Source organism: Bartonella sp. CL25QHWL, from assembly GCF_042195335.1.
Lineage (GTDB): Bacteria > Pseudomonadota > Alphaproteobacteria > Rhizobiales > Rhizobiaceae > Bartonella.
In genome coordinates, this window is record NZ_JBHIOE010000001.1 from 65,847 (window position 1) to 91,133 (window position 25,287).

Annotated in this window: 19 protein-coding genes; 8 read left to right on the forward strand and 11 right to left on the reverse strand. The window is 37.9% G+C overall.

All coding sequences use genetic code 11. From position 1 onward, the window contains the following. Positions 1–325: 325 nt before the first annotated feature. Together rpsT and acnA are read right to left on the reverse strand one after the other, a co-directional pair. A complete protein-coding gene (rpsT, locus tag ACFILY_RS00215) occupies positions 326–592 on the reverse strand; it encodes a 30S ribosomal protein S20 (RefSeq protein WP_273790272.1) in 267 nt (88 codons plus the stop codon). 238 nt (positions 593–830) lie between these two features. Next, positions 831–3,524, reverse strand: coding sequence for an aconitate hydratase AcnA (gene acnA / locus ACFILY_RS00220; RefSeq protein ID WP_375637199.1), 2,694 nt, complete (start codon positions 3,522–3,524; stop codon positions 831–833). A gap of 297 nt (positions 3,525–3,821) precedes the next feature. Between acnA and ccmA the strand changes: the two genes are divergently transcribed. The 4 genes from ccmA (at position 3,822) to ACFILY_RS00240 (ending at position 6,742) form a co-directional block, all read left to right on the forward strand. After that, the gene (ccmA, locus tag ACFILY_RS00225; protein WP_273790270.1) at positions 3,822–4,433 is read left to right on the forward strand and encodes a heme ABC exporter ATP-binding protein CcmA; all 612 of its coding nucleotides are present in this window, start codon (positions 3,822–3,824) and stop codon (positions 4,431–4,433) included. Positions 4,434–4,444: 11 nt separating this feature from the next. Beyond that, positions 4,445–5,110, forward strand: coding sequence for a heme exporter protein CcmB (gene ccmB, locus ACFILY_RS00230; protein WP_375630511.1), 666 nt, complete (start codon positions 4,445–4,447; stop codon positions 5,108–5,110). Between the two features lie 46 nt (positions 5,111–5,156). Then, complete coding sequence (locus ACFILY_RS00235) at positions 5,157–5,936, forward strand: heme ABC transporter permease (protein WP_375637201.1); 780 nt, start codon at positions 5,157–5,159, stop codon at positions 5,934–5,936. 191 nt (positions 5,937–6,127) lie between these two features. Further along, positions 6,128–6,742 (forward strand): DsbE family thiol:disulfide interchange protein, encoded by a 615-nt coding sequence (locus ACFILY_RS00240; RefSeq protein WP_375637349.1) that lies wholly within the window; start codon positions 6,128–6,130, stop codon positions 6,740–6,742. An 847-nt stretch (positions 6,743–7,589) separates the two neighbouring features. On the opposite strand, the gene ACFILY_RS00245 is transcribed toward ACFILY_RS00240, so the two are convergent. The 3 genes from ACFILY_RS00245 to ACFILY_RS00255 are packed head-to-tail and all read right to left on the reverse strand — an operon-like array spanning position 7,590 to position 10,774. After that, positions 7,590–8,591, reverse strand: a complete 1,002-nt coding sequence (locus tag ACFILY_RS00245; protein WP_375637203.1) for an Hsp33 family molecular chaperone — start codon at positions 8,589–8,591, stop codon at positions 7,590–7,592. A gap of 36 nt (positions 8,592–8,627) precedes the next feature. Further along, positions 8,628–9,563: an ornithine carbamoyltransferase gene (argF, locus tag ACFILY_RS00250; RefSeq protein WP_273790266.1), complete on the reverse strand. Its 936-nt coding sequence runs from the start codon at positions 9,561–9,563 to the stop codon at positions 8,628–8,630. Continuing rightward, on the reverse strand, positions 9,560–10,774 hold the full coding sequence (locus ACFILY_RS00255; RefSeq protein ID WP_375637351.1) for an aspartate aminotransferase family protein: 1,215 nt from the start codon (positions 10,772–10,774) through the stop codon (positions 9,560–9,562). The genes argF and ACFILY_RS00255 overlap by 4 nt, the downstream gene beginning before the upstream one ends. Positions 10,775–11,260: 486 nt before the next feature. Here ACFILY_RS00255 and ACFILY_RS00260 point away from each other — a divergent pair, with 486 nt between their 5' ends. Next, a complete protein-coding gene (locus ACFILY_RS00260) occupies positions 11,261–11,797 on the forward strand; it encodes a GcrA family cell cycle regulator (protein ID WP_273790264.1) in 537 nt (178 codons plus the stop codon). Between the two features lie 912 nt (positions 11,798–12,709). Here ACFILY_RS00260 and ACFILY_RS00265 read toward each other — a convergent pair. Both ACFILY_RS00265 and ACFILY_RS00270 read right to left on the reverse strand, forming a co-directional pair. Then, positions 12,710–13,300, reverse strand: a complete 591-nt coding sequence (locus tag ACFILY_RS00265) for a Smr/MutS family protein (RefSeq protein WP_273790263.1) — start codon at positions 13,298–13,300, stop codon at positions 12,710–12,712. Positions 13,301–13,352: 52 nt separating this feature from the next. Then, positions 13,353–14,045 carry a Tim44/TimA family putative adaptor protein gene (locus tag ACFILY_RS00270; protein WP_273790262.1) on the reverse strand — a complete coding sequence of 231 codons (693 nt, stop codon included), beginning with the start codon at positions 14,043–14,045 and terminating at the stop codon, positions 13,353–13,355. Positions 14,046–14,219: 174 nt separating this feature from the next. On the opposite strand from ACFILY_RS00270, the gene ACFILY_RS00275 reads away from it, so the two are divergent. Beyond that, positions 14,220–14,714 carry an FxsA family protein gene (locus ACFILY_RS00275; protein ID WP_273790261.1) on the forward strand — a complete coding sequence of 165 codons (495 nt, stop codon included), beginning with the start codon at positions 14,220–14,222 and terminating at the stop codon, positions 14,712–14,714. Between the two features lie 143 nt (positions 14,715–14,857). After that, entirely contained in the window at positions 14,858–15,334 is a 477-nt protein-coding gene (gene secB, locus ACFILY_RS00280) for a protein-export chaperone SecB (RefSeq protein WP_375637205.1), read from the forward strand. A gap of 67 nt (positions 15,335–15,401) precedes the next feature. Here secB and ACFILY_RS00285 read toward each other — a convergent pair whose 3' ends face one another. Then, positions 15,402–17,702, reverse strand: coding sequence for an NADP-dependent malic enzyme (locus ACFILY_RS00285; protein ID WP_375637207.1), 2,301 nt, complete (start codon positions 17,700–17,702; stop codon positions 15,402–15,404). 195 nt (positions 17,703–17,897) lie between these two features. Here ACFILY_RS00285 and mutS point away from each other — a divergent pair, with 195 nt between their 5' ends. Next, positions 17,898–20,642 carry a DNA mismatch repair protein MutS gene (gene mutS / locus ACFILY_RS00290; RefSeq protein WP_375630531.1) on the forward strand — a complete coding sequence of 915 codons (2,745 nt, stop codon included), beginning with the start codon at positions 17,898–17,900 and terminating at the stop codon, positions 20,640–20,642. A 1,038-nt stretch (positions 20,643–21,680) separates the two neighbouring features. Here mutS and ilvD read toward each other — a convergent pair. The 3 genes from ilvD to ACFILY_RS00305 form a co-directional block, all read right to left on the reverse strand. Next, positions 21,681–23,519, reverse strand: coding sequence for a dihydroxy-acid dehydratase (ilvD, locus tag ACFILY_RS00295; protein WP_375637209.1), 1,839 nt, complete (start codon positions 23,517–23,519; stop codon positions 21,681–21,683). 994 nt (positions 23,520–24,513) lie between these two features. Next, a complete protein-coding gene (locus tag ACFILY_RS00300) occupies positions 24,514–24,765 on the reverse strand; it encodes a DUF1150 domain-containing protein (protein WP_012754519.1) in 252 nt (83 codons plus the stop codon). A 26-nt stretch (positions 24,766–24,791) separates the two neighbouring features. Beyond that, entirely contained in the window at positions 24,792–25,223 is a 432-nt protein-coding gene (locus ACFILY_RS00305; protein WP_012754518.1) for an Hsp20 family protein, read from the reverse strand. Positions 25,224–25,287: the final 64 nt, after the last annotated feature.

Here is a 25,287-nt window from a genome sequence, read left to right on the forward strand (position 1 = left end):
ATAAAATCAAAAAACCCAAAAAAAATGCTTATATTAATGAGGACTGAAAAAAATATTGATTCAATTCATTTTTTTTCTCTAAATTTACCAATAATTAAAGAATCTCTTCAGATTTAAAAAAAAAAATAAAATGCTTGACAAAAAAGACTCTGTAAAAATCCACAAAGCTTGTGGATAACCATACCCCCCTCTATAAACTTTCTCTCCTTTTTCAAGTGGAGAATCATTATCGATTCTTATTTCAATAGAAACTTTTTGAAATAATAAACAAAAAGCCAGCATCCTCATGGATACTGGCTTTTTTCTCAATTAAAGGAGAAAAAGTTTAAACGCTGAGAGCCTTCAACCGTTTAGCTAAACGCGATACTTTCCTCGCAGCAGCATTTTTATGAAAAACCCCTTTAGAAACTGCACGCATAATTTCAGGCTCAAAATTCTTAAATGCAATCTCCGCAGATGCCTTATCGCCACCCGCCAAAGCATCATCAAACTTACGTATAAAAGTACGAACGCGTGAACGGCGGGCCTTATTAACCTGTGTGCGCGCCGCAACCTTGCGCACCGCTTTTCGAGCAGAAGGTGTATTCGCCATAAATATAATCTCTCTTTCAACACCTTGGTAAAATGAGTCTCAATAACAACTCTACCAATATAAATAAATCCAACCCAAGCAAAACTATAAAGCTGCCTATAACTCGTGTGGTTTATAACGCAATCCCAAAGCTAACGTCAATTAGATTTTCAAAGATAGTCATAAAAAAATGAAGCCAAACTCTTTGATCCGCAACTTTATAGCCTAATAATAGATATTCCTTAACAAACAAAAGAATTTAAACGGCTAACTTACGCAAGACATATTGCAAAATTCCACCATGATGCAAATAATCTAGCTCATCTTCAGTATCAACACGGCATAATAATGGAACGGTTTTTACCGTACCATCAGAAAAAGTAATTTTCGCTACAGTCTTTTGACGAGGTTTCAAGTTATGAATCCCTTCAATTGTCACCTTTTCATCTCCCTTTAAGCCTAAAGATTTCCAACTTAGCCCCTCCTCAAAGACAAAAGGGACAATGCCCATACCAACAAGATTAGAACGATGTATCCTTTCAAAAGATTGCACAATCACCGCTTTGACACCAAGAAGATTGGTCCCCTTGGCAGCCCAATCGCGTGATGATCCATTACCATATTCAACACCTGCAAAAACAACGAGCGGAATACCTTCTTGTTTATACGCCATTGCTGCATCGTAAATGGTTTGTTCTACCGCTGACGGATAATGAACCGTATAACCTCCTTCTCGACCATTTTCCCCTAACATAAAATTACGAATGCGAATATTGGCAAAGGTCCCACGCACCATAACTTCATGATTCCCACGACGCGTTCCATACTGGTTAAAATCAGCTACTTTAACACCATGATCCATTAAATATTTTCCGGCAGGAGAAGCTGCTTTAATAGAACCAGCAGGAGAAATATGATCCGTCGTGATTTTATCACCAAATAAACCTAAAATCCGTGCATCTCTAATATCTGGTAAGATATCAGGCGTTTTCTGCATATCATCGAAATAAGGTGGATTGCGTACATAGGTGGATCGCTCATCCCAAGAATAGGTAGAACCCGTAGGAATCTGAACTTTTTGCCAATTTTCATCTCCCTTAAAAACATCTGCATACTTTTCGGCAAAAACCTTACGCGTGACATTTTTTTCGATAAACTCCTGTATTTCTTGAGAAGTTGGCCAAATATCTCTCAAATAAATGGGTTGGCCATTTGAATCTTCACCAAGAGGCTCCTTGGTTAAATCCTTACACACCGTCCCGATGAGCGCATGTGCAACAACTAACGGTGGTGAAGCTAAATAATTCGCTTGCACATCAGGGGAAACACGCCCTTCAAAATTACGATTTCCTGAAAGAACCGCAGATGCAATTATACCATTGTCATTAATCGTTTTGGAAATAGCTGGATGCAAAGGACCAGAATTCCCAATACATGTTGTGCACCCAAATCCTACTAAGTTAAATCCCAGTGCATCTAAATCTTTTTGCAGACCCGAATTTTGAAGGTAAGCTTCAACGACTTGTGAACCAGGTGCAAGAGAAGTTTTTACCCATGGTTTACTCTTGAGCCCCTTTGCCACAGCATTTCGTGCCAAAAGACCCGCTGCAATAAGAACACTTGGATTCGATGTATTCGTACACGACGTAATCGCAGCGATCACCACATCACCGTGACCAAGCGTATATTCTTCACCCTCGACCTGATAACGCTTATCTTTATCTTGTCCAGAAGTCTTCTTATAGTCTTCGACCAATGCCTTCTCAAAACCCTGCCCAACGTTTTCCAATGCAATACGTCCTTCAGGACGTTTAGGACCAGCCATAGAAGAGACAACAGTTCCCATATCTAATTCAATTGTATCACTAAAAATGGGATGAGCTACCATTTCATCATGCCACATCCCTTGTGCTTTGGTGTAAGCCTCCACTAAGGCAATCCGATGTTCATCACGCCCTGTCATATTGAGATAACGCACTGTCTCCTTATCAATTGGGAAAAAACCACACGTTGCTCCATATTCAGGTGCCATATTTCCAATCGTTGCCCGATCAGCAAGTGTCATATGCTCCAAACCAGGACCAAAAAACTCAACAAATTTACCGACAACACCCTTCCGACGTAGCATTTGAGTCACCGTCAATACGAGATCGGTGGCTGTTACACCTTCCTTAAGTTTACCTGTTAGACGAAAACCAATCACTTCAGGTAACAACATAGAAACAGGTTGGCCTAACATTGCTGCTTCTGCTTCAATACCACCAACACCCCAACCTAAAACCCCTAAACCATTTACCATAGTCGTATGCGAATCAGTTCCCACACAGGTGTCAGGATAAATCGTCTCACACCCCTCTTCATTCTTCATCCATACACATTGTGCTAAATATTCTAGGTTAACCTGATGACAAATCCCTGTTCCTGGAGGAACAACACGAAAATTTTGAAAGGCTTGCTGCCCCCATTTAAGGAAACGATAGCGTTCACCATTGCGTTCATATTCATGCTCGACGTTTTCCTTAAAAGCCATGGAAGTGCCAAAAGCATCAACAATAACTGAGTGATCAATGATGAGATCAACGGGAATGAGAGGATTGATTTTTTCAGCGTTACCACCAAGTTTAACCATAGCATCACGCATTGCAGAAAGATCAACAACTGCTGGAACACCTGTAAAATCCTGCATAAGAACACGCGCAGGACGGTAAGCAATTTCTGCCCCGGCACTCCCTTTGTCGTTTAACCACTTAGCAACATTGAGGATATCCTCTTTTTTAACTGTGCGACCATCTTCAAATCGCAATAAATTTTCGAGAATAACTTTCATCGAAAACGGTAAACGAGAAACACCTTCAAGTCCGTTCTTCTCCGCTTCGATCAAACTATAATAAATATATTCTTTGCCACCAACATTTAATACTCTGCGACAATTAAAGCTATCAATTTGAGTCATGACTGTCCACCCTCAATACTATAACCACCCAATTTCCAGGAATGAACAACACAAACTACGAGTCAAGGTCGCAGCTTGAGCGCAGACGCAATTACCTCCGCTATCCATTTCCCCTCCACCCTCTCATAGGCAAATGCGGAAATCAGCGCCAGAAACCATTTTACACCAGATATTGATGTAAGGTATCCTTTATAGAACTATTTCTAGAACTATTCTAGGTACAATTGCATAAAAAATGTGTTTTTTATTCTATAATACAATAAAGAATATGAAAATAAAAACAAAATAGGCAATCACATGGTGTTATCAGGCAAAGATTTAGCCGCTTACAGAAACGAAGAAATTCTGTTTAAAGGTCTTTCTTTTTGTTTATTTTCACAGCAACTTATGACAATCACCGGTCCTAATGGTATCGGAAAGTCTACATTACTCCGAATCATTGTCGGTCTTCTTGAAGCTGCTGAAGGTCATATAATACTTAAAGACCATGATCAAATATACCCTGTTGCAACTGCCTGTCATTATCTTGGTCCTCAAAATGCTATGAAACCTCTTTTATCTGTCATTGATAATTTGCAATTTTGGGCAGATTTTTACGGTCAACATTTACGTTTTGCGCATGAAGCTCTTGCCGATATTGGTCTTTCTAACCTTGAACATTTACCCTTTAACGCTCTGTCAACTGGACAACAAAGACGCGTAGCTATTGCTCGCCTTTTGCTCTCCTATCGTCCTCTTTGGATTTTAGATGAACCAATATCTGGGCTTGATAACCATGCTCAAAAACTCCTTGCTCGTATTTTCCAGCGTCATCTCAATCAAGGTGGTATGATTATCGCTGCAACTCATAATTCCATAGGCATTCCAGAAAACCATAAAATCGCTCTGGAAAAATTTTTACCTCTCTAGGAGAGAATAAAATGAAAGCACTGTTCTGGCGTGATCTTAAACTATTATTAGTGCTACAAGCCTCTTCACTAACAGGATTATTGTTTTTTATCGCTGTTGTTGTCATAACCCCCTTTGCCATTGGGCCAGACCCCAAAATTCTTGCACAAATAGGACCAGGTATATTGTGGTTTGGAGCCCTTCTTGCAGGGCTTCTCAATCTGAACAAACTTTTCCAAATCGATCGCGATGATGGTAATCTCGACCAATTTATCCTTTCAGGACAAAGACAAAGTTTTACTCTAATTGTCTTTACCAAATGTTTTGCCCATTGGGTAGGAACGATGCTTCCTCTTATTTTTGCCACACCTATTTTAGCCCTCATGCTCCATTTAGATGTAACAATAACTTTTACAACAATACTCACCCTTTTATGCGGAACACCAGCTATTATTTTTATTGGTGCTATAGGCGCTGCACTCGCAACCTCATTGTTGCACAGTACTTTGCTTATTTTTATCATTATCTTGCCGTGGATCATTCCAATTATGATTTTTGGTGTTTCGGCTGCTACAGCCCCAATAAACCCAAATACCTCTTTTCTCACTTCCCTAGCTCTTCTCAGTGCTTTTTCACTTCTTTTGAGTCTCTTTAGCTCTTTTGTTGCTGCAATAACGCTTAAACTTTTATCAGAATAATAAAAGATGATTGCCGCATAGCAAAACTCTGCCTATTATGAATTTTATGAATGAACTATCTCGTACATATAAAATCAAGTCACTCCCTGCAAGTTTCACCCTTTTCATGAAAATAAGCAGTATCGTCTTACCTTGGTTGGCCGGCATAACATTGTGTTTCCTTATCTTAGGGCTTATGCTGGTGATGCATTCTCCTGATGACTATCAACAAGGCATTACTGTTAAGATTATGTACCTTCATGTTCCCTTTGCGTGGTTGTCTACATTCTGTTATGTAACGATGAGTGCAGCGGCATTAGGAAATCTGATTTGGAAATATCATCTTGCTGATGTAGCACTTAAATGTGGAGCGCCTATAGGGGCAATTTTTACCGCCTTGGCTCTCATGACAGGAGCGCTTTGGGGGCGACCTACATGGGGAACATGGTGGGTCTGGGATGCACGGTTAACATCAGTTTTAATTCTGCTTTTTATCTATCTCTCCATTATCCTGCTTGGGCGTGCTTTTGACAACCAAATAAAAGCCGCTCGTGCGACTGCAATTCTTACACTTGTTGGATTTGTTAATATCCCTGTTATTAAATTTTCCGTTAATTGGTGGAATACATTGCATCAACCAGCATCATTGTTACGTGCTGGAGGATCAACAATCGACAATGCTATGTTATGGCCCCTTATAACAATGCTCTTTTGTTTTATCTTTATGTTTATTGTGCTTTATTTGATGGCTATGCGAAATGAAATCAATAGTCATTATATCCGAATACTTCAGATTAAAAAATCCCGTCGTGCACAACAACAGGACGCTTCATCATGCTCGACCTAAATGGCATCCACAGCGGACTTTTAGGAAATCTATCTCAGAAAATTGATTTTTTCCTTAGCACCCTTAAACACGAGCAAATTGTTGTTTTAAGCTATGTGCTTTCTGCAATATCCCTCTTATGTCTTATTGGATATATTCTTTGCAAAGCTCTATACCAAAAAAAAATTCTCCAACAACTAAACAAAAAAGAGCTGTCACAAAAAGAAAAGTATAATGAAAAACATCCCTCCAAACTTAAAAAAAATATATCTTTGCCTGTTCTGCTTGTTTTTTTTGGACCATTTGTTCTTTTTCTTCTTCTCATGGTGTTTTTTTTCAACTTTATGGATAAAAAACACCTTCAAGATTCTTCTCTTCTCGCAAACGCATTGGCTGAAAAACCTGCTCCCAATATTCATCTTCCTCTTCTTGATAAAGAAAGTTATCTCAATTCAAAACAGTTTAAAGGACGTGTCACATTGGTCAATTTTTGGGGCTCTTGGTGTCTGCCCTGTCGCGAAGAACATCCTATTCTTATGCAAATTGCACAAGATAAACGTTTTGATCTGATTGGTATTAATTATAAAGATAATAAAACAAATGCCCTGCGTTTTTTAAACAGTTTTGGTAATCCTTTTAAATTTATTGGCTTTGATGTTTCAGGATATACAGCCATTGATTGGGGAATATATGGCCCCCCAGAAACCTTTCTCTTGAATAAAGAGAGCATCATTATTGCCAAACATGTTGGTCCCTTAACGTGGCAAATTTATCAAAAAAAAATTCTACCAAAAATTGAACAAGCGATTATGACAGAAGAAAAATAAAATAATGCAGGTTTGTAAAAACATAACGTTTTATCATGCTATGTATGCTATTTTATTTATACGGACCATCATTCTTCTTAGAAAAATTTTACAAGAGCATTACCATTGTTGATTCAAAAACATGTGTAAAGAAATATCTGTTGGGAGCTTTATTTTTGATTACTTGGACAAAAACAATATTGCTGTAGAACCATCGTTAGATTAGTGACAGCAACCAACTATTATTTTCAAAGTCATATAGTATTTTGTCTTCGCATTTTTATCTAAAATGCACATTGTTATGAGGGGACTTCACCACTATTCTTATCTTTTTTATAAAATAACAAACCCGTTCCTTCGCAGCGTCATTGTTACATTTATTCCCATTACACTATCTGTTCGTAATAGACTCTATAAAGTCCATATTGAGTCTATACATTCTTATTCTATCGATAATTTCTCTTATGATTATAACTAATGAGCTTTTTTGACTCTTAATAAGATAAATTCGAGTAAGAAAATATGACTACAATCAAAAAGTCTCATTTAACAGAGAAGATAAGTTATGAATACATAATCAATCTATCAATGAACATTATAAAAGAATTCATTGTAAGAAATAAACTTTTGAGATGTAAAAAGTATAAAAGAAGCTTTTTCGAGAGGAGAAAATATATTTTACAGAGAACTCTTTTTTAAGCACTCTATAACGTGATTACTGATTTCAACAGAAAGATCACTCGTATACATTAAAAAACTCTAAGACAAGAAATATTCTAGAAGTTCATATGAGCTTATGCGTAAACTTTTATAACGCAAATAAAATAGGCTTTTGTTGCAATCATCATTTTTTATGAAAAATATTTGATTATGTTTTTTCTTCTAAAAATTCTTGCGGTGTAAAACAATATGTTTTTGAGCAAAATTCACATGTGACTGAAATATATTTATTTTTAACCATTTTATTGCGTTCATCAATAGAAAAACCTTCTAGGATTCCTTTAATTTTTTCGTGTGAACAAGAACATTGATCGACAAGAGAAAAAGGATTAAAAACTCTAACACCTTGTTCATGAAAAAGGCGGAACAAGAGCTGTTTACTACCGACTTGGGGATCTGTTAATTCTGAACTTTCAATCGTTTCCATGAGTATTTTAGATTCCTGCCATTGGTTATCCAATTGGGTATGGGTTTTCGTTTCTTCTCGCTTTTGATGAGGGGCATCTATTTTATGATGAGACGATTCTTGGGGTAAAAGTTGGATCAAAATACCTCCAGCTCGCCAGCTTTTCTGCGGTTTTCCTTGTTGGTCACGATTAATTAATATAGCAACAGCCAGACGGATATCGGTAGGAATTTGTTCTGACTGATCAAAATAAATACGAGAAGCTTCTTGTAAATTTGATCCATCTAATGCAACTATCCCTTGATAGGGTTGCATATGGGGACCTTGATCAATTGTGAAGGCTAAAGTGCCTTTTCCTAAAAGTGTTTCTGAAGAGGTTTGACCATTGTCTATGGCTTGTTTCAGCTGTTCTTTATCAAAACGAGCGTATCCACGTAAACTGGAAGGAGGCGAAAAATCGCACACCAACATATTAACAGGTCCATCGGAATGGGTTTGTAGAATAAATTTTCCCGTAAGTTTTAGAGAAGTTCCAAGCAGAACCGTTAAAAGTAAAGCTTCTGCTAGAAGATAAGAAACCGGTTCAGGATATTGATGTCTGTTAAGAATAGAATTTAAAGTTTCCCCAAGTTGTACGGCACGTCCACGGATATCAAGTTCTTCAACTTGAAAGGGAATAACACTATCATCTTCATGCAAGAAGTTGTTGTTGAGAGAGGCTTCATCTTTAGCTTGTTCACTCATAGCTTTGCCTTTTTTATATAATTTGTTGTAGGGAAGCTATTGTGGAGAGAAAAACGCATCTTGTAAACACCAAGAAAGAATTGCTTTTTGAGCATGAAGACGATTTTCAGCCTCATCGAAAACAACGGAGTGCGGTCCATCAATCACAGTATCGACAACTTCTTCACCACGATGAGCAGGAAGACAATGCATAAAAAGAGCATCAGATTTTGCTAATTTCATGAGAGATTCATTGACTTGATAAGGCTGAAAAGTAGAACGACTGCGAGCACGAAATTCTTGTCCCATGGAGACCCATGTGTCGGTCATAATACAATCAGCATCTTGAGCTGCTTTTTGGGGATTATGGGTTAGTGTAAGATGTGCTCCTCGTTCACGTGCCCAATGGATAAATTTTTCCTGTGGCTCACTGCCCTTTGGAGTAGCAATACGCAAATGAAAATCAAAAAGAGCTGCGGCTTCAATTAAGGAATGGAGTACATTATTACCATCCCCCATCCACGCAAATATTTTACCAGAAATAGGCCCCCGATGCTCCTCATAGGTTAATATATCTGCTAGAATTTGGCAAGGATGTGTATCATCTGTAAGGGCATTAATGACAGGAATTTGTGCATATTGTGCCAATTCGAGCATACGTTGATGTTTTGTTGTTCGTAATATCACGATATCCACAAAACGAGATAAAACACGAGCCGTATCAGCTATAGTTTCACTGTGACCAAGCTGCATTTCTGAACCCGTGAGCATGATTGTATCTCCGCCAAGCTGGCGCATACTGATATCGAATGAAATACGGGTTCGTGTGGATGGTTTTTCAAAAATCATCGCAAGTGTTTTACCTATAAAAGGTTTTGAACCTTTTCCTGCTTTAAAAGATGCTTTAAGGATCTTCGCATAATCGATCAGTGCGCGTGCTATTGCTGGCGTTAAAATGGATAAGTCCGTGAAATGACGAAGAGCATTTGTCATGTGTGTGATATTTGTCTTTCTTTGTTTACTTGCGAAAGATAAGCTATTGCTTTTTCAATACGATGCAAACTTTCATCTATTTCTTCTTCCCTAATGATAAGAGGAGGCAATAAGCGCACAACATTGTTGTTGGCAGCAACACTTAAGAGATGTTCATTTTCTAAAGCATTAACGACAAGATTTGAAGACACAACACATTGAATACCCAACATTAGCCCCATCCCCAGAACTGCGCGGATAATATCAGGATAGATATTGAGAATATGCAAAAGTCCACTTTTTAGTTTATCCCCCATGCGCTGAACATGGTTGAGAAAACTTGGCTCTAACAAAATATCAAGAACACTATTTCCTACAGCCATTCCAAGAAGATTTCCTCCAAAGGTTGAACCATGTGTCCCAAGTGTCATGCTTTTTGCAACTTTATCCGTTGCAAGGCAAGCGCCTAATGGAAATCCCCCTCCTAATCCTTTTGCGAGGGTAAGAATATCAGGCGTGATATCACTCCATTCATAAGCAAAAAGCTTTCCTGTTCGTCCTATACCCGTTTGGACTTCATCTAAAATCAATAATAGACCATTATCATCGCATATTTTGCGCAAAAATCTTAAATATTCATGAGGGACCGTTCGTATTCCTCCTTCTCCTTGAATAGGTTCAATAAGAATAGCGGCGGTATTTTTATTAATAGCATTACACAAAGCGATTTCATCACAAAAAGGTACTTGAATAAATCCACCAGCTTTAGGTCCAAAGCCTTCAAGATATTTTTCATGCCCAGTCGCAGCAAGTGCTGCAAGTGTACGTCCATGAAATGCCCCTTCAAAAGTAATTATTTCAATGCGTTCTGAATGACCAGCAGCATAGTAATAATGACGTGCCGTTTTGAATGCGCACTCCAATGCTTCAGTACCTGAATTGCAGAAAAAAACCTTATCCGCAAAACTATTTGCACAAAGCCGCGTGGCAAGAGATGCTTGTTCAGGAGATTGAAAAATATTAGAAACATGCCAAAGTTTTTCAGCTTGTATTTTGAGCGTATCAACCAATTTTGGATGTGAATACCCTAATGCATTAACAGCAATGCCAGATGTGAAATCAAGATAATGTTCTCCTTTATCGGAAATAAGCCATACACCATGCCCCTGTTCAAAATGCAAATTTCGTCGTGCGAAGCATTCATAAAGTGGTTGTATAGAGACAGCATCCATCATAATTCCCTTTATATTTTAACCTTTTCAATATATATACAAAGCAACACTACAAATAAAACAGCATGGTACATTTCGTTACGGTGCTTTCAACATTTCATTACGATTAGTGATTACACCTATAGAATAGATCATTACACCAATTGAAAAAAAGTCAATGAAGGTTCTACAAATAAGCATTTTGGGGAAAATCCTTAAACAAAAGTGAAAGTTTAACCTATGATTGATTTGCAAGTTGGGGAAAACATTCTAAATAAACTCTTCAAGAGGTAAAGACTCTTGTCATAGAGTGAGTGCATATTGTAATTTACAATATAATAAGCAAGATGATGTGTTTTGATTTGTAAGTCCACAGGCTGGATGATTTTCTTATGCTCGTTTAGAGTGTAAAGTTCTTTCATTCAGCGTAATGAAAACATTATTTAAACATTTGAAGATGCAACGGGGGAGAGCATCTTAGTGACGTAATCGGAATGGAGTGCTGGTATGGGTTGGACATGTGAACGCGTTGAGCTTCTTAAAAAGCTTTGGAGTGAAGGATTAAGTGCAAGTCAAATTGCTGCTCAATTAGGTGGGGTCAGCAGAAATGCAGTCATCGGCAAAGTACATCGATTAAAGTTACCAGGACGTGGTAAGACAGCTCAAGGAAGCACGCGTGCGCAAAAAACTCCCGTGGGAAGCAGCAGCCCATCATCTCCACGTGTGCGTCGCAACACATCCACGGTATCGCCAATAAACACATCATCTGTAAGTATTGAAGAAACAGCTTTAAAGACAGAATTTGTAGTGGAAGATGTAAAAGAAGTTGATATGTCCACAAAATCCAATGTAGTGGTGCCTATATCACGTCAACTTAATCTTCTACAATTGAGTGAAAATACATGTAGATGGCCGGTTGGCGATCCATTATCAGCAGATTTTCATTTTTGTGGTGCAGATTCTGATGAAAGTAGCCCCTATTGTGCCTTTCATGCTAAGCTAGCATTTCAACCAATATCTGAAAGACGTCGGATAAGAGTGTAATATCCTCAATTGAATCTCGTATTTTACGTCTTCTGCGCTTCGTTATTAAATTTTAATTATCGAATTATTATGAGAACGAAATTTGATGGAGCTTTTAATGAATGAAAAAATTTCTTCATGAAATTATTCAACGAAACTGTATCTTTTGATGCTACTGCGCAGCTATGTGTTGTAAAGTTATATTCTTGTTTATTTTCACGATTCTCTTTAATTTAGTTGTACTGCTGTTAACACTATCCATAGCAATGTCTTTTGAATAATACAGTTCTCAATTTCTCATGTTTTTATTCTTCGTGTATTTAATAGAGTAATGCTGTGGTTTATAAAAATAATTTATCGCTTTGCAACCTGAATGAGATCCATCTATATCTCTCTCATTTTAAGTCCTCTTATATTGAATCGATCAAAATCTTTCGTTTGGGCGTCACGCGCGAGATGAGAACTGCGGAGAGTAAAAACACTTACAGAAAAGCATGCCTCTGTATAAACGCTTTAAAATACCAAGGACTTAAAGGGTTGTTGCAACATTGGGAGATGGTAAAGTGTATGATGATGCCAGCTTACTCTTTTACTAAGCATAAAGATAGGGGGGTGCTTCATGGATTTATCATTATACTCTTCACGGATACTGTCGCAAAATAAGCTTGAGAGCGTTGAACGATGTTTCTTTAAAACAAGCCTGTGGATATATTCAATTCAATGTCGTTCTGTTTTGTGTGAGGGATGTGCCCCGTTAACGAATGCTATAAACAAAAGCGTGAAGCAATACGTAGAATGTAAAATAATATCTTTATAATTCTTTATAAAAAATTATAACGAAGGGAATATTGTATTCAAGGCTCTTACGAAATATACGAAAACAATAAATTATAAGTATAAATAAATATTAAACCTGAAACGACCATAATGACATCACATTCCTTCTCCCGACATAAAACGGCGCAACCAAACATAAAGCGCACCTTCTCCGCCATGCTGACGTGCTGCTTGCTCAAACGCGTGGACATAATATCGAAAAGCTGGTGTTGATAACCAATACGGAACAAATCTATACAAAGCTCCATCACTCCCAACGGATCGTCCTTTTCCTGTAATCACAAGGACATAACGCAATCCTCTCTGCTGAGAGGATTGTAAAAATTTTTTTAAGAAAAAATAAGCTTCTTCCTGCATATAACCATGAAGATCAAGACGCGCCTCAAGAGGATAACGACCTTGGGAAATTTTACGATATGCAACATGATCAAAGAAATGAATCTTTTGTGCTTGTATAACTGCCCTCTTTTCTCTTTTAATAATTGTCGAGGGTTGTTGATTTTCCTGAGACAATGAGGAGATTTGAGTTACAGGTTGATTTTTATCATTAATATTTGCAATAATTTCTGAAGTAGAAGAGAGCATCTTACCGTGAAGCGGTGTTATCGTACGACAAACCATCTCCCATAAAAGGCGATCTTGTGAAGCCAATAAATCTCTTTTTTGTCTCCATTTACTTGAGGACATTTTAATTTCTCATAAATCATTGAATGCTTATGGAAGAAAAACAAAAAGTATTTTAATTTTCATTTTCTGTAGCAAAAAGCTTCCAGTTGGGATCTGACGATAAACTATTGCGAACAAAAGTCCAAATATCTCTGATTTCTACAATAGCGTCAGGATCACCGTCTATACGCTCGCCCTGTTCATTATAAGTAACAGAAATCATCTCACTGACAATACGTATCGTTAAAAGTTCATCCTTTTCTTGTATTGCCGCCGCAATAAATTCGATCTTATTAATTCCAACAAAAGTGAATTCTATTCTTTCTTTATTTTTTTCTCGTTGCTCAATAGCCGTACAAAAACTCTCAAAAACATCCTGACAAAGCAAGCTTTTAAGCTGATTGCGATCACCTTTGGCAAAAGCTGTTACAATCATTTCATAAGCAATTTGCGCACCTTTTATAAAAAGTTGAGGAGAAAAATGAGAATCAATTCTATGCAATTCCCGCAAATTTTTATTCAAAAGACTCCCCTCCGGTGAAATTTTATCAATTTCACTAAAGTCGTCTTTTTGTGAATTTTTCTGATGAGGGAACGAAACAATATTATCAGCCGTTTCTGCTTCAACCTGTTTTTTAGAACGACGTGAATAAGGATCAAAGGGTGGCTTTTCAAACCCAATTCGTTTCCCTAATACATTACGGAGTTGCACAAAAATAACAACCATAACAACAAGAGCTATGACAAGTATAACGTCAAATTCCATAGGCGCTGTCAATCTCCAAAGCTTAAGTCTCTAATAAACATTGCAGTCAATACCATTTATCAATAAATATGTAAAATAAGGAATCTTATCATTCAAATATTTTTATAGATTTTGTATTTAAACGGAGTGCTCTTAAGAATTTCTCCCCCTACTCATCCAGAAGGAAATTTTCATGTGATAAAACTTTATTCTATAAATCCTCGTTTTTTTGTTGTTATCTTTCTTTGCATTCTTTTAATCGAGATTGCTGGTTTTATCTTTGTTGGTCAAGAAATTGGTATTTTGGCAACTTTGAGTTTGGTTATTCTCACAACCATAGTTGGGGTTGTTTTATTGCGAATTCAAGGGATTAGCCTTTTAAAAAATATACAAACTGAACTTGTCCAAGGACGCACATTAGAGAATAATATTATTAATGATGCTTTCATCATCTTTAGTGCAATTTTACTTATTCTTCCCGGCTTTGTAAGTGATCTCTTGGGAATATTACTTCTTATTAAACCAATTCGCTCTGTTGCTTGGCATTTCTTTATATCATTAAAAAACAAAATGAATCCCAATACTAAAAGAAAAAATGACTCTGAAAAAATAATTGATCTTAAAGCAGAAGATTACACAATTCATGATACGACAGAATCTCCATGGCGCAAAAATGATGATAACCATTGAAATGCCTAAAAAATCTGCAACAAACTAAAAAAATATTCAAGATAAAGAGCGCATTTCTTGCAACCTTTTGCAAGGCGTGATAACCAATCTGGTCTTTAGATCTAAAATAAATTATACATATTATAATAAGAGAGGTTCGTCGTATGGCCGAAGGTGAAATGAATAACAGTGGTGGAGAGCCGGTTTTTGCTGTATTAACTCAATATTTAAAAGATTTATCATTCGAAAATCCAAGTGCTCCTCGTTCATTGCGTGCACGTGAAAAATCACCACAAATTGATATCAATATTAACGTCAATGCTAACCCAATTGGTGATGACAATTATGATGTCGTTTTGTCTCTCTCCGTCAAAGCCAATGATGAAACTGAAACCTTATTTCATGTAGAATTGATTTACGGTGGTGTTTTTCACCTTAAAAACATTCCACAAGAACATGTTATGCCTCTGGTCTTTATTGAATGTCCCCGTCTTTTATTTCCATTTGCTCGCCAAATTATATCTGATGCTACTCAAAACGGTGGCTTTCCACCTTTGTGGATTGATCCTATTGATTTTGCAGCACTCTTCCAAAAGCGTCTTTCTGAAGAACAAAAAGACAGTCAAATACAGCCCTCTTAAAAAGTTTATTCTTTTGTTATTAAAAAGCCCCTTGATATATTCTTGGTATAGTAGGGGCTTTTTTCCTTTAGACGACTTTTGCGGCATGATAAGCCGCAAGCATTGCAATATTGACAACATCTGTATCGCTTCCACTAAATGGTACAATTTGGACAGATTTTTCCAATCCAATTAAAATAGGACCAATGATGGTTGCTTCACCAAGTTCTTGTAACATTTTGCTTGCAATGGAAGACGCGTGATATCCAGGCATAACCAAAATGTTAGCGGGCTCCGTTAATCCCATAAATGGATATTGCTGCATCAATTTGGAATTGAGTGCCACATCAGCACTCATTTCTCCATCAAACTCAAAGTCAACTTTGCGTTCATGCAAAATATTAATCGCATCCTGAATTTGCTGCGTCGTCTGCCCTTTCATATAAGCAAATGTAGAAAATGCTAAAAATGCTACCCGTGGTTGATATCCAAATCCTCGCACAAATGAAGCTGCTTGTTCCGCTATATCCGCAAGTTCTTCAGCATTAGGATTTTCATAAACGGCTGTATCCGTAATAAACACAATTCGTCCACGGCAAATAGCCATTGAAATACCAATCAATCGTTCTTTTGGTTTTTCATCAATTGCACGACGTATATCGATTAACGCTGTTTCATAATTGCGTGTCACCCCTGTAACCATTGCATCAGCATCTCCTAGTGCCACCATACACGCAGCAAAATAATTGCGATCATTATTGATACGATGATGACAATCACGCAACAGCCAGCCTTGACGCTGCATCTTTTTATAAAGATAATTCGCATAAGCATCTGTACGGCAAGAAAGCTTAGCATTCATAATAGAAATACCTTCACGCTCCAGATCAATTCCAGCGATAACAGCCGCTTCTCTTACTTGCTCTTCACGACCAACCAAAATCGCTTGTCCTAATTTTTGATGGACATAGGAAACGGCTGCCCGCATAACTTGCTCTTCTTCACCTTCTGCAAAGACAATTTGTTTTGGCGCTTGACGAACATGGTTATAAACCCCACGCATCATCGAGGAAGTAGGATCACGTCTCGCATTCAAATCGCGCTCATAGGCCTCTAAATCATCTATGTTCTTTTGCGCAACACCGCTTTCCATTGCTGCTTTTGCTACCGCTATTGAAACAACCGTAAATAAACGCGGATCAAAAGGAACAGGGATGATATAATTAGGACCAAATTTTAATCGCTTTCCATGATAAGCTTCCGCAACGCTGTCAGGCACTTCTTCATGCGCTAAATTAGCAAGAGCCTTTGCCGCAGCAATCTTCATGTCTTCATTAATAACTCTTGCACGCACATCAAGCGCACCACGAAATATATAAGGAAAACAGAGAACATTATTAATCTGATTTGGATAATCGGAACGTCCTGTTGCGACAATGGCATCATGACGCACTTGCATAACCTCTTCCGGCGTAATTTCTGGATCGGGATTAGCCATAGCAAAAATGATCGGCTGGGGTGCCATGGATCTTACCATTTCAGGAGTAAGAGCACCTTTAGCAGAAACCCCAAAAAATATATCTGCACCTTCCATTGCTTCCATAAGCGTACGTTTATCTGTTTGAATAGCATGCGCAGATTTCCACTGATTCATTCCCTCTTTGCGGCCTTCATAGACCACACCCTTTGTATCACATAATATGATATTTTCGGAACGAAAGCCCATCGCTTTAATCAGTTCAATACAAGCAATTCCTGCAGAACCAGCACCATTACAGACTAACCGCGTATTTTGCATATCGCGCCCTGTTAAAGTCAAAGCGTTGAGAACACCAGCAGCAACAATAATTGCTGTACCATGTTGATCGTCGTGAAAAACAGGTATATTCATTACCTCGCGTAGGCGGCTTTCAATCATAAAGCACTCTGGCGCCTTAATGTCTTCAAGATTAATTCCACCAAAAGAAGGTTCTAAATGGCGCACCAAATTGATAAAACTTTCTGTATCGTTTATATCAATTTCTAAATCAATGGAATCAATATCCGCAAAACGCTTAAACAGCACTGCTTTTCCTTCCATGACCGGCTTAGAAGCAAGTGCACCTAAATTGCCTAACCCTAAAATAGCTGTACCATTTGAAATAACAGCAACAAGATTGCCTTTTGCTGTATAATCATAAGCTAGCGCTGGATTTTGAGCAATTGCCTTAACTGGAACGGCAACACCTGGTGAATAAGCAAGTGCTAAATCATGCTGTGTTGCCATAGACTTTGTTGCAACAATCTCAAGCTTTCCTGGTCGACCACGACTATGAAAATCTAGAGCTTCTCTTTCGCTCGCACTGTAAACAGTTTGAGATATTTTCTGATCTTGCTCGCTCTTTTTCATCTCACTTTATTTTCTCCAAAAACAGTGTAAATTTTGCTTGATAATGCGTATAGTCATTAAATCTGATTCATATATTAGAAATCGCTATTCTTGCCTTAGCAAATCTGATGATGCGTTGCAATTTAGAGATAAATAGATATTGAAGTAAATAAAAAAGAGTAAAAACTTCACTTAAAGGAAACAGGCCTCGTACAAATGGATAAAAAAAACAATCATAAAAATAATTTAATTCCACAGCCTGCCTCCTCATCTGCTTCCTCTCAAGAACGTCTTACACCTATGATGGAGCAGTACATAGAAATCAAAGCCGTCCATCATGATTCCCTTCTCTTTTACCGAATGGGGGATTTTTATGAATTATTTTTTAATGATGCGATTGAAGCTGCTCAGGCTTTAGGAATCACACTCACAGCACGCGGAAAACATTTAGGACAAGATATTCCTATGTGCGGTGTTCCCGTTCATGCTGCTGATGATTATTTACAAAAACTGATTGCTTGTGGTTACCGAGTTGCTGTTTGTGAACAAATAGAAGATCCTGCTGAAGCAAAAAAACGTGGCTCAAAATCTGTTGTTCGGCGTGATGTTGTTCGCCTTGTAACACCTGGAACGATAACAGAAGAAAAACTCCTTGATCCAACACGCGCAAATTATTTGATGACACTTTCCCGTATAAAAACTAGCGATGGAGAGGAATTTGCTCTTTCTTGGATTGATATCTCAACAGGCATATTTCGTGTAACAGAAAGCCGCCAAGAAAAACTTTTAGCAGATATTATGCGTGTTGATCCACAAGAAATCATTGTTGCTGATTCATTTTTTCATGATAAATCTCACAAGTCACTTTTTAGTGTTCTTGATCGTATCGTTTCACCTCAACCTGCTTGTCTCTTTGATGCACTCACCGCTGAACGCGATATTTGCAATTATTTTAAACTCTCAACTCTTGAAGGCGTTGCCGATTATTCACGTTCCGAACTCTCTGCAATTGTAGCTGCTATTCGTTATATCGAAAAAACACAAATCACGCATCGCCCTCCCCTCATGCAGCCTGAGCGCCAAAATGAAAGTGCGACTCTTTTTATTGATGCCGCAACCAGATTAAGCCTTGAACTTATTCGTACGACATCAGGTCAACGGGATGGAAGTTTATTAAAAGCTATTGATCGCACTGTAACAGGAGGAGGATCACGCCTTCTTATTGACCGCCTTATTGCTCCCCTCACCACTCCTTCGGCTATTGATACGCGTTTGGATTCTATCGATTTTTTTCTACGTAATCCTTCTCTTGCAGAAGCGATAAAGCTTATTTTAAAGGGGGGACCAGATATGCCCCGCGCCGTTTCACGTTTGGCTCTTGGACGAGGAGGTCCCCGTGATATGGCGACAATCCAGCGCGGCTTTGAAATCATTCGTGAATTGCATCAACTTCTTGATAATGAGCTTCTGCCTCAAGAAATAAGTGATGTACAACAGGTGTTCTCAAAATTACCCACAGCGTTATACTTTCATTTAGAACAGGCATTAGCTGATGATCTCCCACTCCTTAAACGTGATGGTGGTTTTATTCGTTCTAATTATCATAAAGAGCTCGATGAAATGCGTGCTTTACGTGATGAATCTCGCCGTGTCATTGCTGAACTTCAAGCGCAATATGCCCAAGAAACAGATATTAAGACGCTTAAAATAAAGCATAATAATATTCTAGGTTATTTCATTGAAGTAACCAGCACACAAGCATCTTCCCTTACAAATAATCCACAAGCTAAAGCGCGTTTTATTCATCGGCAAACAATGGCAAACGCTATGCGTTTTACGACAACAGAGCTCGCTGACCTTGAAAGCCGTATTGCCCATGCTGCCAATCACGCATTGACACTTGAACTAGAGATTTTTGATATTCTCGTTCAGGAAATTACCGAACAAGTTGATTTTATTCGTAAAGCCTCTGAAGCACTTGCTATTTTAGATGTCTCTGTCGCTTTAGCATATCTTGCTGAAGAACAAGGATATTGCCGCCCTAAAATTGATCTTTCACTTACCTTTCATATTACAGCAGGACGCCATCCTGTCGTCGAGCAAGCACTCCGCAAACAAGCAGCAGAACCTTTTATTGCCAATAATTGTGATCTCTCTGTGCAAGAAAATCAGCAATATGCAGCAATCTGGCTGTTGACAGGGCCTAATATGGGAGGAAAATCAACTTTTTTGCGGCAAAATGCTCTTATTGCTATTATGGCGCAAATGGGGTCCTTCGTTCCAGCAACTTCAGCACATATTGGTGTCGTTGATCGCCTATTTAGTCGCGTTGGGGCTTCCGATGATCTTGCACGGGGGCGCTCAACCTTTATGATGGAAATGGTTGAAACAGCAACGATTCTCAATCATGCTAGCCACCATTCCCTTGTTATTCTTGATGAAATAGGACGTGGAACATCAACCTTTGATGGACTTTCTATTGCTTGGGCTGCTGTTGAATATCTCCATGAAGTTAACCATTGTCGTGCTATTCTTGCTACCCATTTTCATGAAATGACTGCACTTACCGAAAAACTTGACAGACTGCATAACGTAACCATGAAAGTCAAAAATTGGGATGGTGATGTAGTTTTTCTTCATGAGGTCACACCAGGAGCCGCTGACCGTTCCTATGGTGTACAAGTCGCAAAGCTTGCTGGACTTCCCCCAGCCGTTATTACACGAGCAACAGATGTACTCCATCAATTAGAACAAGGCGAAATGGCTGGAAAAGGACATAAACTCATTGATGATTTACCACTCTTTTCTCTTAAAGCAACATCTCCAGTCAATGAAGCAAAAAACAAACATTGTATACTTCACGAAGCTTTAAAAAATATTCATCCCGATGAACTCTCTCCTAAACAAGCTTTAGAAGCAATTTACCACCTCAAACAACTTGAAAAGAGTAACCCTTTATAGAAAACAGATGTTATTTTTTATTAAAAAACCTTCTTAATAGGAGATAACGTAACCATTTTTGATATACCACAGCATAAACAGTTATTTATCGTATTCCCATCGCTTTTCTACATAATATATTTGTAAGTATAATTGCCTATAGAAGCAAAACCATATGCATTATATTTCATATTCCCTTAGATTAATATTGGCTCTTATACAAAAAATTGGTCAAGATCGACTATTTTTACAAGATAGTCGTTTTTTGTAAAGATTGTCATGAAATCTCCTCCACCTTGCAAATACGCCATATTTAGTGAATTATGCTTTTTCACGATCGATATTATTGTTATCATAGCAACATTTCTAGTTTAAAGCTGTTGGTGTTGGGATACCATCCCATTTTGCATAATAAATTCATGGATAATGGGTCTCGTATTTTCTTCACATTTTAAGCTATAAAGAGCTCTTTTACTGTTTTCATATGGAACATATAATCAGATATATCACAGCAGCATTTTATTTTCCTAAATATCCTTAAACTCCTTCTTACATCTCAAAGGATAAAGATTTTCATTCGAATCAAGTCTGCAAACAATCCAGATTCTAAGGAATTTATCTTGATTTCCTAGTCATGTGATTCACTTAAACTAAAAGCTTTACAAACAAGTCTAAGAATATTCACCACGCACTAAGAAACACTTAATATTTAAGGAGGATGCCGTATATCACAGTCCTAAATGACAGTGTTTTACGGTACAACAAGATAATGCCACCAGTACAATAAATATCTTCCATAAATATGAGAACAGGAAATTGTAATTTCGTATAAGATTGGAATATGATATGAAAAGTAATGATACTGTATCTATCTTTATCTGTCTTACATAGCTGCTAAAATAAGCAATCCGCAGCTGCTTTTAGTTGTATTGATAGCTTTTTAATCATACTCATCCATGACTCGAAATATTCTGATAAGTTCATAAACTCATAAAATAATTAGCTTAGAATATCGTGCAAAAGATGCAAAAAATCAGAGTACTGTCTCTATTCAACTCATCAAATATTACGTACTGCACCTTTTGAAGCAGATGTAGTCATCGCTGCATAAGCTTTGAGAGCCTTTGAAACTTTACGCTGACGCTTCTCAATCGGTTGCCAAGCGCCTTTTCCTTTTGCTTCCATCTTAGCACGGCGCTGCTTCATCTCAACGTCATCCACCAACATATGAATTCTACGATTTGGAATATCAATTTCTATGATATCCCCTTCTTCCACTAACGCAATTTCTCCTCCTTCCGCAGCTTCTGGTGAAATATGTCCTATCGAAAGCCCTGAACTTCCCCCTGAAAAACGTCCATCTGTAACAAGTGCACAAACCTTGCCTAATCCTTTAGATTTGAGATAACTCGTTGGATAAAGCATTTCTTGCATTCCAGGTCCACCACGTGGACCTTCATAACGGATTAAAACAATTTCACCTGTTTTAATCTTATCAGTTAATATAGCTGAAACAGCTGAATCTTGGCTTTCAAAAATTCTTGCCGGACCTTTAAAAGTTAAAATTGATTGATCAACGCCTGCTGTTTTTACAATACAGCCATCTTTTGCAAGATTTCCATAAAGAACTGCCAATCCTCCATCTTGTGAATATGCATGTTCCCTATTGCGAATCACACCTTTTTCACGATCAAGATCAAGGGTCTCATAGCGACAAGATTGGCTAAAAGCTGTTTGTGTCGGAATACCACCTGGAGCAGCACGATAAAATGCACGAACTGTTGGCTCATTAGTTTGCTTTACATCCCAGCGGTAAAGAGCTTCTTTCATTGTTTTTGCATGAACCGTATAAGTTGATGTATCAATGAGTCCCGCCGCATCCAGTTCGCCTAAAAGCCCCATAATACCACCAGCGCGATGAACATCTTCCATATGTACATTTGCAAGAGCAGGAGCAACCTTACATAAAACAGGAACACGACGTGAAAGATGATCAATATCCGTCATGGTAAAATCCACCTCACCTTCTTGCGCCGCGGCTAAAAGATGCAGTACTGTATTGGTTGATCCCCCCATGGCAATATCAACGGTCATTGCATTTTCAAAAGCCTTGCGTGAAGCAATAGAGCGTGGCAAAACTGTTTCATCATCATTTTCATAATAACGCTTAACCAATGCAACAATCTGTTTTCCAGCTTCTTCGAAAAGCATTCGTCGATCTGCATGTGTTGCTAACATTGATCCATTTCCGGGAAGAGAAAGCCCCAATGCTTCCGTTAAGCAATTCATGGAATTGGCCGTAAACATTCCTGAACAAGAACCACATGTAGGACAAGCTGCACGCTCCATTTCAGCAACTTCTTCTTCTGAATTTTGTTCTGAAGCTGCTGCAACCATGGCATCGACCAAATCAACCCTTAGATCTTGATCCTTCCATTTAATCTTACCTGCTTCCATAGGACCGCCAGAAACAAAGATTGTCGGAATATTCAACCGTAAAGCAGCCATTAACATACCAGGCGTAATTTTGTCACAATTAGAAATACAGACAAGTGCATCCGCACAATGTGCATTAACCATATACTCTACAGAATCAGCAATGATTTCACGTGAGGGCAAAGAATAGAGCATTCCATCGTGCCCCATCGCAATTCCATCATCTACAGCAATGGTATTAAATTCTTTCGCAACACCACCGGCAACAGCTATCTGTTGTGCGACTAATTGCCCAAGATCTTTTAAATGGACATGCCCTGGTACAAATTGTGTAAAAGAATTCGCAATCGCAATAATGGGTTTACCAAAATCAGTATCTTTCATCCCTGTTGCACGCCAAAGTCCGCGGGCTCCTGCCATATTACGCCCGTGGGTTGATATTCTTGAACGGTAAGAAGGCATTATTTTTTTCCCCTCAAATAATTCCATTTTGCTTGTTGTGCTGTAACTTCATTATAAAAACAAGAGCTTTAATATTTAAAAGAGCAAAATACCTCGTACTGAGGCATTTGAAGCACAAAATTAAAAGCTCTGCATAAACTTTTTCATAAAGCCTTTGTTTTTTTCTTACCTGTTAATCAACATCTAATCCCTGTGCAAGTCCACGTTTGAGACAAATATCAAAACGCTTCAGTGTGGAACGAACTGTTCCAGATTTTTGTATGCCAGATTTGGTCAGTATATTGCATCTATCTGTTTGCGTAATTTCTGGAACAAGAAAACAGCCTCATTTGGAAAGAATATAAAGGCATCGTGGTAAAAATCTATCATCTCCTTACAATTCAGCTTTACACCTTTCAAACGCATTCATAGAAATATCTTTTAAATAATTATGACGCATTATCTCATGCTTTTGTTTTTACACTCTTCAATAGAGCTACTCCCCTCAGGAAGAACAAAACACACCAAACAAAATACACTTGTATAGCCTTTATGTACTCATTTTAAAGAGACATCTTTCAATGTAACTCGAGCCCATTTCACGATAGCGCCCATGAATGGTATAACAGCCCTCGTGAATAATATAAATCTATAAGGGACATCTTCACACTTATGAAGAAGAAAACTGACACCATCATACATTTTTTCATCCCCATATTGTGAATGTCTTTGGTAATTGAGACAATTAAAAAGAGATATTTTTATTCCTTTCTTCAAGTGTTTTTATCCACATGGCTCTCCCTGCTTATGACATCAAGCAAGTGACTTTGAATTGTTTCAATATAAGAAGATCTCAAATGAGAGAACCTTATGATATTCGGGACTCTCATTCCAGTTGTAAAAAATTAATTATGAATATAAATCAATACTTAATCTCATTATAACCCACATTACACCCTTTACGAAAAAACAGATAGAATTTATAAAAGAGTACAGCTTTTTCTCGTAAGGTAATCTAGTGCAGAGTTACAATTTGTAGTTCATGCTCATTGGCTCCAGCAAGAGCGATAGAACGCTCATCGGATAAAATGATAGGATAACCTGTTTCACCAAAGAGAGCCCATATCGTAATGCCTGGGGTCATCGGTGGAAGATCTGGAAAGTTTTTAGCCAGATCATCTGTACAAACTTTTTTTAAATAGGCAATCTGTCCCGCATCAGAGTAGGATGTGTTCTGAAACGACAAGTTTTGTTTATGTTCTCCCATTTCACTGTTCCTTTACGCCTTAACTTTTATGACTCACCACTACTGACTTTAATTGGAATCTGTTTTATTTCTTTTTTTAATTTTGGTTGATACAGATTAATTGATAAAAGACCATTTTTCAACTCCGCATTTGTAACATGCATCCCTTCCGCGAGAACAAAGGTTCGCTGGAATTGTCGCGCAGCTATACCGCGATATAAATATTGATGATTTTGGTTGTCTGTTTGTTTACCATGAATAACCAATTGATTATCATCAAGCAAAATATTAAGATGGTTAATCTTAAATCCAGCAACAGCCAAAGTTATCCGGATATGATTTGCATCATCATTTTTATGCAAACGTTCAATGTTATAGGCTGGGTAAGCCTCATCAGCTTTACCGATACGTTGCAATATTTTTTCTACGGTTTCAAACCCTAAAAGAAAGGGATTGGAGAAAGGCGTCACATGTGTCATTCATGAGTATCCTCTTTAAAACGGCTTTACTTGACCACACTCTATAAAAGTGTTCGCTGCATTT